The following is a 14,054-nucleotide window of genomic DNA, read 5'->3' on the forward strand; positions in this document are numbered from 1 at the left end:
TGATCAATTTGGTGCAATGTGTACTGCCTGTGGCGGAGTTTGAAAGGAAAAGGAGGACCTAGAAACTCCCGCTTTAATAATCATAAAGGCGGTAAACACACAATGAATGCAAGCAGACAGTCTGAATGGCTGGGTCATCCTCGCGGTTTGTTCCTCCTCTGTGGCACAGAGTTATGGGAACGCTTCTCCTTCTACGCGATGCGCGCCATCCTGGTACTTTACCTCACTGATAAAACGATTAACGGCGGTCTTGGATGGACGACACAAGACGCGTTGAACCTCTACGGTATATACACCGGACTTGTCTATCTGACACCAGTAATTGGTGGTTGGATTGCAGATAATTTCGTTGGTCAAAGACGTTCAATCATCGTCGGTGGTGCTCTGATGGCGGTTGGCCAGTTTACGCTGGCGTTACCAAACAGCGTAATCGATCCGTTTGAACTTCAAGCATTCTATGTGGGTTTGGCATTTCTTATTATCGGTAATGGACTGTTTAAGCCAAATATTTCAACCATGGTGGGGCGCCTCTACAACGAGGGTGATAACCGCCGTGACGGTGCTTTCACCATTTTCTACATGGGTATCAACTTGGGCTCATTGCTGGCAGGCATCATTGCAGGTACCGCTTCTATGCATTTCGGATGGAAAGCAGGGTTCTTGTGTGCTGGTGTGGGCATGTTGATGTCGCTGGTCATTCAGTTGTTATTTGCGAATCGTCTTCTTGGAAATATTGGTATTGAACCAGCAGCGAAAGCACATATGAACAAAAGTGGCGATAATGGCAAACAACCGCTGACTAAAGTTGAGCGTGACCGCTTGAAAGTGATCGTGGTGATGAGCCTCTTTGTTATCATCTTCTGGGCTGGCTTCGAGCAAGCAGGTGGCCTGATGAACATTTACTCTCAGGAATACACCAACCGTATGCTGGGAGGCTTCGAAGTACCTGCGGCCTGGTTCCAGTCTCTTAACCCAATGTTCATCATTATTCTTGCACCATTGTTGGCAGTTCTCTGGCGTCGTCTAGGTGCAAATGAACCAAACTCTCCGATAAAATTCGCCGTGGCAATGGGATTCTTGTCTCTCGGCTTTGTCTGCATGGTGGGTGCAGCGATGCAGCAGGGCGGTGACATGTCTGTGAAAGCTTCAATGTGGTGGCTGGTGGGGGCGTATTTCTTCCATACACTGGGTGAACTGTGTTTGTCTCCAATCGGTCTTTCCCTAATCACTAAGCTGGCACCGCTTCGTCTGATGTCAGTGATGATGGGTACTTGGTTCTGTGCTAACGCGGTTGCTAATTATGTAGCTGGCTTCATCGGTAGCCATGTTGGTGATGCCGGCCCGTTGGCAATTTTCGGTGGTATTGCGGTAACTTCTGCGGTTGCTGGTCTGCTCCTGGTTCTATGTTCAAGCAAGCTGGTAGACTGGATGCATGGTGCGGAGGAAAACAAACAGGATTCTGACGCAAGTTTGACAGAGAAGTCTGTTGTTACAGCGTAATATGTAGTCATCATATAGTGTTTCTTAAAAAGCCATCGGTTGGTGGCTTTCTGTCTACTCCCCCAAGTAGGACATTAAAAACGTCACATACTTCGTACGGTTTAATACCAATATCACACAAGAGTATTGCATCATGGCCAGTGCAGCTCTAATGCCTTTTGAGTCTTTTCTAAAAGTCGGCTAAGGCCGTTCCTACCAGTAGCCTTATATTAAGACTAATTGCACATCACTCTATTGCCGTAGAGTCTTCATTCCGCCACCCTGATATCGCGTTGAAACAGCGGTACCAATGCTTTACGAGCTATAGGCTCCCATCATTTAACATTCATCAATAGGACAACTAACCGGAGTTAAAGCCATACCTGTTGTGAAACAGGGGCGGAAAGTTTCGGGTCTCAGGGGCGTTGGTGGTGCTGAGATAGCCGGGCTGCCTCTTGCTTTAGTTAGCCAAAAGAGGGACAAAAAATGTCGAATATTATAGGGACTTCAAACAACGATACACTTAACGGTACGCTGGGAGATGACTACATCGCAGGCCTTGGTGGCGATGATGTTATCTATGGTGATGTGGGTAATTCATCAGGAACAGGTCACACCGGCGCAGTTTTTGTACTTGGCGATGACTTCTCAGCATCAAGTGGTGAATTCCACACTTTCAATTTCCCACCAACGCTTAATTTCTCTGGCTCTACAACCAGCGTAACGTTTAACGATGATGATGGAAAGTTGAACGGTGATGATAACTGTAACGAATACTCTGATGATAAAACCCAGACCGTTGAAATGGGTGGTAAAGAGTACAGTGTAAACGTTGATTATCAGCTCAAATACTGTGATTTAGACGGTAATATTTACACGTTTGCTGTTGTTGATATTGACGCTGACAATACGGGTAATCATTACAACAATATTGGCGAAAACGGAAAAATTCTGATCCAACTGGATGGCCCTGAAATTACTTCTTCAACCAACATCTCTTATGTTCAGGGCTCTTACCAGAATATCAGTAGCCTAGACTACTCTTCTTTCACTTCTCCTGAAGAAGTTGATCCAAGTGTAGGCGGTGATGATGAGATCTACGCAGGTTCTGGTGATGACACTGTATATGGCCAAGGCGGTGATGATTACATCGAGGGCAACAATGGAGAAGACGAGCTTTTCGGTGGTGACGGCGACGACACTATCTACGGCAACACTGCTTCTCCTAATTTTAGCGATGACCCGAGTGTAAATGTTTTCCAAATGGGCAGTGACTTCACCATGCCTTCAGGCGGTGAGTTCCATACGTCCTGCTTCCCAAGTCAGCTTTCTTTCGACGGTGGTTCGACGAACGTCACGTTTCAGGATGACGATGGAAAACTGAATGGTGACAACTACTGCAACGAGTATTCAGATGACAAGTCGCAGACGGTGACCATTGATGGCAATACTTATGCGGTGAACCTAGATTACACGCTGAAGTACTGCGACTCTGAAGGCAACATCTATGAATTCGCAATCATTGACGTGGATTTGGATGGTAATGGCCACCATTACAACAACCTAAATGAGAACGGTAACCTTCTTCTGCAACTGAGCGGTCCGAAGATCACAGAAGCGACTGATCTGTCATTAGTGCCACATTCTTACGACAACATCAGTTACGTCGAGTACGACCAGATTGCCGAAGAACAAACGCTAGTTTCTAACGATGAAGACTACATCGATGGTGGTGCAGGTAACGATACTATCCATGGTCAATGGGGCGACGATGAGATCTATGGCGGCGAAGGCGACGACGTGATTTACGGTGGCAGTTATGGTCACCAAAAGTTGGAGCTTGATCGTGGTCATGATGGTTATTGGGATATCAGCAATGGTGACGCTGTCACGCTGGATTTGTCACACATTACTTCAAGCGCGGCTTACAGCAACAGCGTGGGTTACTACGTGTTGGATGAGTACGGCAACGTCCTAAAAGCCGTAATTATGGCTGACAATGCAAAACTGGATAAAGAAGCACAAGCGGTTATCGATGTTGAAGGTGCAGATCGTCTAGGATTGTTCATCATTCCTGACGGAGATACCAAAGGCTTTGATGAAGGTGAAGTCACGCTGAGCTTTGCAAACGGTAGACCGGTATTTGGGCAAGGCAGTCTTTCAGCAGGCGGATATGTGTCTGAGCAGGGCAAAAACGGTGATCGTCAGGATCATGAATTTAACTCTGGCGAGAACTCTTGTTGGGAAGATTTGTGGTGTCTGGGCGACAAAGACTTCAATGACGTTGTTATGAAAGTCAAAGCGACTCAGGTTTTTGAAGAGAGCGATGCAGATACTATCTACGGCGGTGAAGGCAACGACGAAATTTACGGTGGTAGCGATGTCGACCATATCATGGGTGGTGTAGGCGATGACACTATCTATGGTGGCGAGGGTGATGATGTTCTTGAAGGTGGCGACGGTAACGACAAACTCTACGGCGGAACAGGTAAAGATACTTTGCTGGGTGGTGCGGGTGACGATTTCCTTCACGGTGGTCCTGGTAGCGATGTTACCATTGACGGTGGTGAGGGCGTAGACACCTACCGAGGCAGCAACGGTGATGACGTGCTGATATTTAGTCAGGACGACTTTGTCGGTCTTACGACAACTAATTCCCAAGGTACCGAGATCAATAAGCACATGTACTACGGTGATAATGGTTTCGATACCATGCTGGTTAACGGCGATGCAATTGTTGATTTCACCGGTGTTTCTTACCAAACAGATTCCACTGTTACAGGTAACGTCATGGCACAGATTGAAGCAGTGATTGGTGATGAGGGTGATCAGACTGTTATTATCAACCCAAATGCTATTGAAGCTCAGTCTGACGTACCATTCGGTGAAGATCTGGGTACACCTGATGATTGGGATGGTTTTGTTGCTTACCTCGGTGCAGGTGACGACGCATTCGATGTGTCTGGTGTGCCTTGGGATTTCGTGGCGGGTGGAACCGTAAACGCACCAATCTCGGCTGAAACGATCAGCCTGATGGGCTTGACTAATACTCAGGTTGGCGAGTTGACCGCTTATGTGTTTGAGCATGAAACGCTGGATCGCACCATCACGATTTGGACTGATGCGGAAACCGTCACTCTGAACGGTGAAGATCTGTTTTAATCCAACGAGCTGTAATATGAGAAGGGTGACCCATTGGTCGCCCTTTTTTATTGCAGGGATCATTTTCTGGGGAGGTTTTAGCATCGGGATGGAAATGAAGAGCCGTGAAGAGTTCTGTATCGGCTGTCATGAGATGCAAGACAATGTGTACCAGGAATACGTAGGAACCATTCACTATAGTAACCGAAGCGGCGTGAGGGCGACCTGTCCTGACTGTCACGTGCCAAAAGAATGGGGCCCGAAAATGATACGTAAAATTCAGGCAAGTAAGGAACTTTATGCAAAAGCGTTTGGTATTGTTGATACGCCTCAAAAATTTGAAGATCACCGACTAGAAATGGCTACCAGAGAGTGGAACCGAATGAAGGCAAACGACTCTCAAGAATGTAGAAACTGCCATAATTTCGAGTTTATGGATTTCAGCGCGCATAAATCAGTCGCAGCCAATGTGCATGACAAGGCAGAAGAAGTCGGGCAAACCTGTATCGACTGTCACAAGGGTATTGCGCATAAACTGCCAAGAAACCATGACGCGTCGAAAGCTTTTCAGTTTTAACTTGCCAACGGGCCAGCGGTCGTTTTTGCTGGCCCCCATTTTTCTCCATTAGTCAGCAGTACGCTTCCAAAGCATGTGGCAGAACTTCTGTTCTGGGTCTCTGCTGATTAGCATGCGCACCAAGACATCGTCTAGGATATCGCCTGAAGCCAGACCAATTCGGATTTCAACAAACACTTCGCGGTCGACCTCAAAAGCTACATGTCCCTCCCAATCGCTTTCTGCCTCCACAGCAACACCAGCACCTTCTTCGTCAAAGCGCTCTTGATATGCCAGCATGTCCTCGTATTCTAGGTTGTCTTCTGCCATTTCGTAGAAGATGTCGAAAGCGGTGTCGAGGGTTTCGTCAATTGACAGTAAGGGGGTTTCCATCGGTTCCTCTCAGTTGTTCCGAATTTGCGCCATTACACCACGGTGTCAGTGATTTCCCAATCATCACAAACGCCACATGGAGAAAAAGACAGCGAAATATCACTTGATTTCATTTTGAAACCAGCGCCTTGGGTATCTTTGGGTATCTTTGGGTATAGAATGTAGAAAATACTTAAAAACGCACAGAGTGAGGAAATCTCTTTGTACCAGAACAAGCCGCGAGGTGGCCTGTTACCTGAGTTGGATAACGAAAAACCGTTTCAACCCATTTATGTTGAGCCTATCGCTGCTGCAACACGACAAATTCAATCTGCTATGGGCGCAGATCTTTTTCATGGCCTTTATTTGTCAGGCGATGTTGCTAGAAGGGAGGCAGGTGAGACCGCCGACCTCACATTACTGTTGGTTTGCACACGTGCTTTAAATGTTCAGGAGTACGCAGCGTTAAACACTGTTCGGTGGCGCATTGAACAATCCAGCGATGCCCTAAAGCGTGTGCTTATTGATGTAGTGCCACTAAAAGAAGTGACCAATTTGGCGAATATATTCCGCTGGGGTTTCTTCCTGAAGCATTGTTCAGTGAACTTGGCAGGAGAAAACCTCAGCAAGAGCTTTGGACACTTTGAAGTGAGTTGGGAAGTGTCGAAGGCGATGAATGATGATTTGGCACCGAGACTCAAAGATTTACGGCAGAAAATTGCGGTAGCAACCAAATGGGGGACGCAACTTGATGCTGGTCAGGAAGTTGCAGAACGCCTGATAAGAGCAAGTTTTGGGTTGGTGGCGCACAAAGTACAAAAATGGGAGTTCGATTTAAAGCCAGCATCTGAGGCTTTTCTTGCTTACTACCCAGATAAGTCACTGGAAATTGAGCGTCTTTTTTATCTTATTGAACGTAAGCCTGTTAAAAAACGTGCCGTTGTCGCCTTCATGGACAGCTTCAGTGCATGGGTTGAATCCGAATATGCAAAAATTGACCGCAAGATTGGGTAGATATTCATCTATATGAATATTAAAAAGGTGATAAAACCGACCTTTAAATGGTCGGTTTTTTGTGTTTAAATTTAGTGAATTTTACAGATTATTAACAATTTTATCGTTAATAATATACATTAAATAACCATTCAATGGTCGATTAAGCCTCTTTCTACGATTTATTCAATATAAATGACTATTTATTATTTACATGCAAAACAGGTTGCATTAGTCTTGCGCTCAATTAGTCACTTTTAGTGAATAGATATTTCACTCAACGCATTGCTCAGGAAGTTTCGCCATGCAAAAAACAGAAGAACTAAAAACGTCGTCTTCATCAACACGGAATCTGTTGATGTTCCTGATCCCATCGTTGCTGGGTGTCTTGTTGTTTATGACACCAGTAATGATTGATGGTGGGTTTACGATTCCTATCGCAGTTCTGGCAAAGTCACTACTTGGCTTGCTGGGTCAAGGAGCAACAATTATTGTCACCAGTATTATTCTGATCAGCGCAATTGGCTCTGTATTGGCCCTGGCGACAAAACCTCGTTTTATTACTGAATCAAAATTCCTGTCAGGCCTCTTTTTAGCAACGCCAGTTTGGCTGACAGTACGTTTGTTGGGTGCGGCATTTGTTGTAATGACTTTCTTCGGTTTTGGTCCCGATCACGTAATTGGCAGTGCAACGGGTGGCTTCGTGCTGGCTGATCTTCTACCGACGTTGCTTTCGGTGTTCGTTTTCGCGGGTCTATTCCTACCTCTGCTGACTAACTTTGGTTTGCTTGAGCTGATTGGTACCTTCATGACCAAAATCATGCGTCCCTTGTTCGGTCTACCAGGTCGTTCAGCTGTTGATTGTGCAAGTTCATGGTTGGGTGATGGCAGTGTGGCAATCCTGATGTCGAGCAAGCAGTATGAGCAGGGCTACTATACCGAACGTGAAGCGGCAATTGTTGGTACGACGTTTTCGGTTGTTTCTATCAGTTTCAGCTTGGTGGTGATCGCTCAAGTTGGTCTTGAGCATATGTTTGTACCTTTCTATCTGACAGTGTGCCTGGCGGGTTTTGTGGCCGCTGTGGTTGTTCCACGTCTTCCTCCACTTTGCTGGAAAAAGAACACCTTGGTCAATGGCGAGGAAAAAACGTTCGAGCATGAGACTCTGCCAGAAGGTGAAAACTTGTTCTCTTTTGGTGTGAAAAGTGCAGTGAATCGCGCCTCTCATATTCGTTCGCTGGGTGATGTTCTGAAAGAGGGCTTCCAAAACGCAGCAGATATGGTATTCGGTGTATTGCCAGTAGTAATGGCAATTGGTACTTCTGCATTGATCATCGCGGAATACACGCCAGTATTCACTATTCTGGGGATGCCTTTTGTTCCTCTGCTGGAATTGCTGCAAATCCCTGAAGCTGTTGCAGCCTCAGAAACCATGCTGATTGGTATCGCGGATATGTTCATTCCAGCCGTTCTTGCGGCGAATATTGATAATGAAATGACACGCTTCGTTGTGGCAACACTGTCAGTAACCCAGTTGATTTACATGTCTGAAGTGGGTGCACTGCTCCTGGGCAGTAAGATCCCTGTGAAAGTTTGGGAACTTGTGATGATTTTCATTCTGCGTACTCTGGTGACACTGCCGGTTATCGCGGGTGTTGCTCACCTCATCTTCTAAGTCAGAGCCATAAGCAGAAAGGCGGTCGTATGACCGCCTTTTCTATATCGAAGAGTAACAAACTACTCGCTCACTGCTTCTGATGCATCTTTCTTCGTATCTTCAGCCATTGCATCAACGTCTTTTTGAGCTTCCTTAATCAAGAGTTTTGCTTCTGCCTCGGCAGAATCAGCTTCGGCTTTCATTTCTTCTACACGTTCTTGTGCAACTTGTTCAGCTTGTTTTCCGGCGGTTTCTGTAGCATGGTTCACAAAAGGCGCAGCAACAAACAGCATGCTGAGAAGGGTCAATTTTAATGATTTCATTATGACTTTCTCCGAGTAACTAATTGCGTTCTTCTTAGGTATTAAGCCCAATAAAAAGTACTTAGTGAGAACGTGGTGCGGACGTCTCATTTTCGGCAATCATAAATAGTTTATGATGGTTGCGAAAAACCGAGCAGAGTAGTGGAGTTACAAAAACAATGAAAATCATTCTATTACATGGACTTTACATGCATGGTGTAGCCATGATCCCTTTGGAAAAGCGCTTAACAAATGCAGGACATGCGGTTCTGAATATCTCTTACAGCACTGTTATGCCAAATCTTAAAGCCTTGTTTGGTGAGATGGATGCATTCATTGATGGTGAGGAGGCCGTCATTGTGGGGCACTCTATGGGTGGCGTGATCACTCGTGTTTATCTGGAGAACGAGAGTGAGATGTCCAAGCATGTGAAAACCGTGATTACGCTGGGTACGCCACATAAAGGCTCCAAAGTGGCGGCGTTTTTTAAGGGGATTGGGATCAGCGATTTTATGTTTCAGGAGTCCAGTCGATTCTTGCTGCCTGATTATGAGCCCACATGGCCTGAAGGTTCGACCTTATACAGCATTGCAGGTGACATGCGTATTGGCCCAGCCGCTGTGCTGTTAAGAAGTAAGGAATCGGATGGTACGGTGCTGATTGATGAAACCAAGATTGAAGGCATGGCTAGCCATGAAATTTTTCCGGTAACGCACACTGCGTTGATCTTTGCGAAAAGAGTAGCTGACAGAATTATTGAAATTTTAGAGTAAGGTAATTTCAGCCATCATTTTCATCATGTAAATGGAGTAATCAATGCGACTGGCCACATTCAGAAAGCGTTGACTGATTTGATTTTCTCCTTTTACTTGGTGGTTTTTAGGGTAAGAAAAAGGCGACCTAAGGTCGCCTTTCACACTTGTTGATGTTCAAAACTTCAGTAAACTTTCTGACGATTTCGAATTCGCCCATTTCTTGACGAATGTACCATCAGGATCGTAAATCTCGGTTTGCTTTTCTAGATTGAAATGGCGTTGACCCCGCGGATCGGCGCCGACACCTGCCAGGTATTGCCAGTTTCCATAGTTGGTAGCGACATCAAAGTCGATCAACTGCTGCTCGAAGTAAGCCGCACCAAAGCGCCAATCCACACCAAGTTCATTGACTAAACAGGAAGCGACGATCTGACGACCCCGATTCGACATATAGCCGGTTTGGTTCAATTGTCGCATACAGGCATTCACAATGGGATAATCTGTGGTGCCTTGTTCCCAGGCTTTGTAGTTTTGGCAGTAATAGGTGGTGAGTGGACGTTTATTCTTAATACCTTCAAAGGCAAACATGCTGGCGCCATGGTAATGCATCATCCATTGGAAGTATTCACGCCACAGGAGTTCTGAATACATGGATTCAGTGGAGTCTGAACGCCCGTGACGATATTCGTAGTTATCCAGTTCCGCAGCGACAATACGAGGTGAAATTGAACCGTTTGCCAGCCAGGCGGATAATCGTGAAGAAAACTGCCATCCATCTAAACCATTTCGGGTTTCTTTGTAGTTTTTGAGTCCTTGAGTTTTCCAAAAGAAGTGATTGAGCTGGACCATACCTGAGTCTTCGCCACCTTGATAAGGCGTCAGGTCGTAGACAAATTCCTGCCCACCCCAGATGTCGCGTCGTTCATCAATATGCTTTGGTAAGGAATCCGGGGCACTGATAGGAATACACGGCAGAATATTCTTATTTTCGACGTGTTTCTTAAACTGGCTGAACGTCGGCGGATAAGAGGTTTTATCGAATGTAAGTTGGCTACGGAGGAAGAGAGAAAAGCTTTCGCCGACGCTGACTTCACAGCTAAGTGTTCGAGATAAATAGGCAACTTGCTGACGCTCATACACACCGGGATGATCTGTGACTGCCAAGAGGTTTATGCCATGCTTTTTACACAGATCTGGGATGACATGAAGGGGATTCCCGACTTTCACCACCAGTCGTTGTTTTCGTTTTTTTAGTTCGCTCTCCAGCGCACGCAGAGATTGGTAAAGGAACTCTTCCCTGAATCTTCCCAAGTGACGGGATTGAAAGTGAGCAGGTCTAAACCACTCAGGGTCAATCACGTAGACCATGAGGGCTTCGCTGCAGCGCCGGGAGAGGGCGACGAGTGATGGGTTGTCTGCCAGTCGTAAATCGTGTCTAAACCATATAAGCCCTTTCATACCGTCTCTCCTTAGTTATTAACATTGCGAACAGAAAGGTTGTCATCTTGTCGGCGGGGGTCACCTCCTTATTTATTGGTACGCAGTCAAACGTCAACGGAGTGCAGACGAGTATATAGATGAGATGTGTGTCTCACTGTTAAAGCGTAGTGCAGCATAAACAAAGTTAATAAGCATTGGGATTGAATTGTGTGCGAGATCAAACTGATGAAAACTACACATTTTTCTATTGCTATACGATTGACAGTATTCTTTATGGTTTAACTATGTTTGGTACCAGAAACTGATGCTTTTTCCCTAAAAACTTAATAATGATGAGTTGTGCTTTACGAAGTTGATTATAAGTCTGTCAGACTTTTTGACGATTTTCTTACGAATATTGATGTTTTGGGCTCAAAAGAGCGTTTCATGTAACTATAGTGGTGGCGAATGTCGTTGTAATAAATTTATGGATAAGAACAATGAGTGTGACTGGGCTAGAGCTATCAGGTTTTGTTCGCCAAGCACTGCTAGGTGTGTCAGGAATTCGGGAAGAAGTCGAGAACGAGCGTGTGTACTTTTATCAGCACGGGCGCTTATTCAGCATCGTCGATGATGACGGCCTGCAGTTTGTCGTTGGAGATGAATGCATTAAAGAAGCTTTACGACGTCCTGGGGCATTTCTGGAGCAACCGAGTGGTAAACGGTGTAAAGGCGTGATTCGCGTAACACCGGATAAATGTACTGAAACTGACTTAGATTTTTGGCTGCTGCTGGCATTGCCAACCAATCAGGGAACCATTGACCCTATTACCCTTCATTGAATCTCCAACCACTTACGAACGATAACAACGACAAATGAAAAAGGGCCAAATTGGCCCTTTTGCGTTGTATATCTTTCGAGGACTACTCATCTTCAGGTGAGGTTGTGTAAATCGTCCATTTCTTAACAATGTCCGTTTCAGAAACTTTCACGCTTGCCGTTACACGTCGGCTCAGAATGTCGGATTGTTCCTGGGTCTGCGCTTCAACAGGTTCAGCCTCGCCGTAGCCAACAATGCGGACACGGTCTGGTATGATTCCTTGTTCAATGAGTGCACTTTTGACAGCCTTGGAACGGCGTTCTGATAGCGTGAGGTTGTAATCCGGCTCGCCAATAATGCTAGCATACCCTTTCAGTTCCACCACGATGGAGGAGAAAGACTTCATAAAGCTGGCAAGGTCATTGACTTCGCCAATGAAGCTTGCCGGGATCCTTGAAGAGTCATTGGCAAACAGGATATGGAGGTCATCACGGGCACTGATTTCAAACTCTTCTGAGCAACCATCATTGTTAATGACGGCGCCAGCAGGGGTGCCTTCGCAGTTATCCCGGGCGTTGATGACTCCATCGCTGTCATTATCCAGTAAATCAGCTTGTTGGCTAGCGACGGGGGCTTGCGGCGCGCTGATGGAACATCCTGTCAACACCAGCGCTGCGATGATCAGAAATATACTGCTGAGAACTTGACGAGACAGGACAGCGTATCGCTGAAAAGCGTTCATCATTCTGTGTCTCCTTGTTGGTTTCCATTGTTTTTGCCGTAGATAGAGGTCTTCCACTCTTTTGGCGTATCTACGCGTAGTTCGTCAAGCAGCAGGCCAGTGGCGTTCAATACACGGTATTTTGAGTAGATACCGGTGTAGTGAGAATCAATGTATGAGCGACGCGCATCGAACAACTCGTTTTCCGTGTTGAGGAGATCGAGCAGGGTACGACGACCAATTAAATACTGTTTCTCATATGCTTCGAGCGTTTTAGACGCAGAATCAACGTGTTGTTGCAGGAACTGGGTTTGTTTTTCTGCCAACTCTTTTGCTGTCCAAGCCAAACGTGTACTTTCTATCAAAAGACGATGCGCGTTGTGTCGAATGTTCTTTGCTTTATTTATTTGGTATGCAGCGCTGCGCGCTTCTGCCGCATCCGTACCGCCATTAAACAGGTTGTAGCGCATGCGCAGCATGGCTTGGAATTCGTCGGTCTCGCCCGGTTGGCCGTCCAACTCTTCCCCCCATTCCTGTGATGCTTCAATACTGAAAGTTGGCAAGAAGTCTCCTTTCGCCTGCTTGTATTGACGGTGTGCTGCTTCAACATCGTTGGCTGCTACTTTCATCACCGGGTTGTTCTCTTTCGCCGTGGTGAGTGCTTCTGAGAGCGTTGGGGGGATATACTTCGCATCCACTTCTGGTGCGACCAAATCAAGCGGGGAAGCACCGACAATACGCTCGAATTCAATCACTGCGTCATCGACATTACTCATTGCTGAGAGCAAGTTGGTTTGAGCTTGTGCTAGACGACCTTCTGCTTGTGAAAGATCTGCTGTAGAGCTGATACCTGAATCCGTGCGCTTTTGGATGTCTCCGACAATTCGTTCATGAGTGTCGAGATTTTTCTGCGAAAGGTCTCGAATAGCCTGAGTGCGAAGAACCTCAATATAGGCCTCCGTAACAGCTAGTGCTGTATCCTGCGCGTCAGCTAGCAGTTGGAAACGTTGCGCTTCTGCTTCTGCTTTTGTGCGTTTGATGTCGTTGTAAGTAATAGAGCCATCCCAGATTAACTGCCGGAGACTGATGCGAACGTCTCTGGGGCGATAGGTTCCATCGTTATTGTCGCTGTCATATTGGGCGTAGCCAATGCCCGCATCGAGATCAACAGATGGTAGGTATCCGCCTCGTGACGCATCTATATCAGCTTCGCGACTTTTTAACTCGTTATAGGCTTCTCTGATTGTTGGGTTTTGTGAAAGTGTCGTTGCTACAGCTTGTTCTAAGGATTGCGCTTGAACCAAAGGTGCAATACCAACTGAAATGAGCGCAAACACGATGACACCTAACGTAGGTTTCCATGCACTAGGAATACCTGATGTGTTTGCCAAAAACCGCAGTCTATAGTGGGTGTTAAGTTGCTTCATGAATGCTCCCTTAAAGCGAAACTAGACCTTGCGTGAGAAAAATTAAATGCGTCAAAATGTAGTAATTTAACCTAGAAAATTCCTTTTGATTTATCTGTTTGGCTTTTCATGAAAATGCCTTTCTGCTCAGATAAATAGACAGTTGCATCATCAGAAATTGCTTTAAATCACACATTTGCATTACCGACGTAAAAAATAGGGCATGTTTGAACAGATTTAAGCCCTCTAGCTTGTCTATATCGCCTTTCTATCAAAAATGAGACAGGTCAAAATAAACCTCTAAGGGCCAAACTGTTTGTAGGGCATTAATTTTTTACTAAATTGAGTACGTCAGACTTTCAAGCGCAGTAATGGGCGGCTTCAATTCAAAATAACCTCACACCGCAATTTTGTTGGTAAAACTAGACAGAT

12 protein-coding genes and 1 riboswitch are annotated in these 14,054 nt (G+C 45.9%); of the genes, 7 read left to right on the forward strand and 5 right to left on the reverse strand.

Going from position 1 to position 14,054, the window contains the following annotated elements:
• The first annotated feature begins 102 nt into the window (after positions 1-102).
• The 3 genes from VP504_RS01305 to VP504_RS01315 all read left to right on the forward strand — a co-directional run bounded on the left by VP504_RS01305 (position 103) and on the right by VP504_RS01315 (position 5,197).
• Complete coding sequence (locus VP504_RS01305) at positions 103-1,500, forward strand: peptide MFS transporter (protein WP_325892573.1); 1,398 nt, start codon at positions 103-105, stop codon at positions 1,498-1,500.
• A 345-nt stretch (positions 1,501-1,845) separates the two neighbouring features.
• A riboswitch (cyclic di-GMP riboswitch) is annotated at positions 1,846-1,935 on the forward strand.
• 30 nt (positions 1,936-1,965) lie between these two features.
• Complete coding sequence (locus VP504_RS01310) at positions 1,966-4,641, forward strand: calcium-binding protein (RefSeq protein WP_325892574.1); 2,676 nt, start codon at positions 1,966-1,968, stop codon at positions 4,639-4,641.
• Positions 4,642-4,657: 16 nt separating this feature from the next.
• A complete protein-coding gene (locus tag VP504_RS01315; RefSeq protein WP_325892575.1) occupies positions 4,658-5,197 on the forward strand; it encodes a NapC/NirT family cytochrome c in 540 nt (179 codons plus the stop codon).
• Positions 5,198-5,245: 48 nt separating this feature from the next.
• Here VP504_RS01315 and VP504_RS01320 read toward each other — a convergent pair whose 3' ends face one another.
• Complete coding sequence (locus VP504_RS01320) at positions 5,246-5,569, reverse strand: HI1450 family dsDNA-mimic protein (protein WP_325892576.1); 324 nt, start codon at positions 5,567-5,569, stop codon at positions 5,246-5,248.
• Positions 5,570-5,770: 201 nt separating this feature from the next.
• On the opposite strand from VP504_RS01320, the gene VP504_RS01325 reads away from it, so the two are divergent.
• Together VP504_RS01325 and VP504_RS01330 are read left to right on the forward strand one after the other, a co-directional pair.
• Entirely contained in the window at positions 5,771-6,562 is a 792-nt protein-coding gene (locus VP504_RS01325) for a hypothetical protein (protein WP_325892578.1), read from the forward strand.
• A gap of 337 nt (positions 6,563-6,899) precedes the next feature.
• A complete protein-coding gene (locus tag VP504_RS01330) occupies positions 6,900-8,216 on the forward strand; it encodes a YjiH family protein (protein WP_325893954.1) in 1,317 nt (438 codons plus the stop codon).
• Positions 8,217-8,278: 62 nt separating this feature from the next.
• On the opposite strand, the gene VP504_RS01335 is transcribed toward VP504_RS01330, so the two are convergent.
• On the reverse strand, positions 8,279-8,521 hold the full coding sequence (locus VP504_RS01335; protein WP_325892579.1) for a hypothetical protein: 243 nt from the start codon (positions 8,519-8,521) through the stop codon (positions 8,279-8,281).
• Positions 8,522-8,679: 158 nt separating this feature from the next.
• Between VP504_RS01335 and VP504_RS01340 the strand changes: the two genes are divergently transcribed.
• Positions 8,680-9,273 (forward strand): PGAP1-like alpha/beta domain-containing protein, encoded by a 594-nt coding sequence (locus VP504_RS01340; protein ID WP_062709374.1) that lies wholly within the window; start codon positions 8,680-8,682, stop codon positions 9,271-9,273.
• A gap of 156 nt (positions 9,274-9,429) precedes the next feature.
• On the opposite strand, the gene VP504_RS01345 is transcribed toward VP504_RS01340, so the two are convergent.
• Entirely contained in the window at positions 9,430-10,713 is a 1,284-nt protein-coding gene (locus VP504_RS01345; protein ID WP_062709372.1) for a DASH family cryptochrome, read from the reverse strand.
• A gap of 461 nt (positions 10,714-11,174) precedes the next feature.
• Here VP504_RS01345 and VP504_RS01350 point away from each other — a divergent pair, with 461 nt between their 5' ends.
• Complete coding sequence (locus tag VP504_RS01350) at positions 11,175-11,516, forward strand: hypothetical protein (RefSeq protein ID WP_157515571.1); 342 nt, start codon at positions 11,175-11,177, stop codon at positions 11,514-11,516.
• Positions 11,517-11,598: 82 nt separating this feature from the next.
• On the opposite strand, the gene VP504_RS01355 is transcribed toward VP504_RS01350, so the two are convergent.
• The gene (locus tag VP504_RS01355) at positions 11,599-12,240 is read right to left on the reverse strand and encodes an OmpA family protein (protein WP_062709370.1); all 642 of its coding nucleotides are present in this window, start codon (positions 12,238-12,240) and stop codon (positions 11,599-11,601) included.
• Positions 12,237-13,643, reverse strand: a complete 1,407-nt coding sequence (locus tag VP504_RS01360) for a TolC family outer membrane protein (protein ID WP_325892580.1) — start codon at positions 13,641-13,643, stop codon at positions 12,237-12,239. The genes VP504_RS01355 and VP504_RS01360 overlap by 4 nt, the downstream gene beginning before the upstream one ends.
• Between the last annotated feature and the right edge of the window lie 411 nt (positions 13,644-14,054).

The organism is Grimontia sp. NTOU-MAR1 (assembly GCF_035758505.1).
Classification (GTDB): domain Bacteria; phylum Pseudomonadota; class Gammaproteobacteria; order Enterobacterales; family Vibrionaceae; genus Enterovibrio; species Enterovibrio marinus.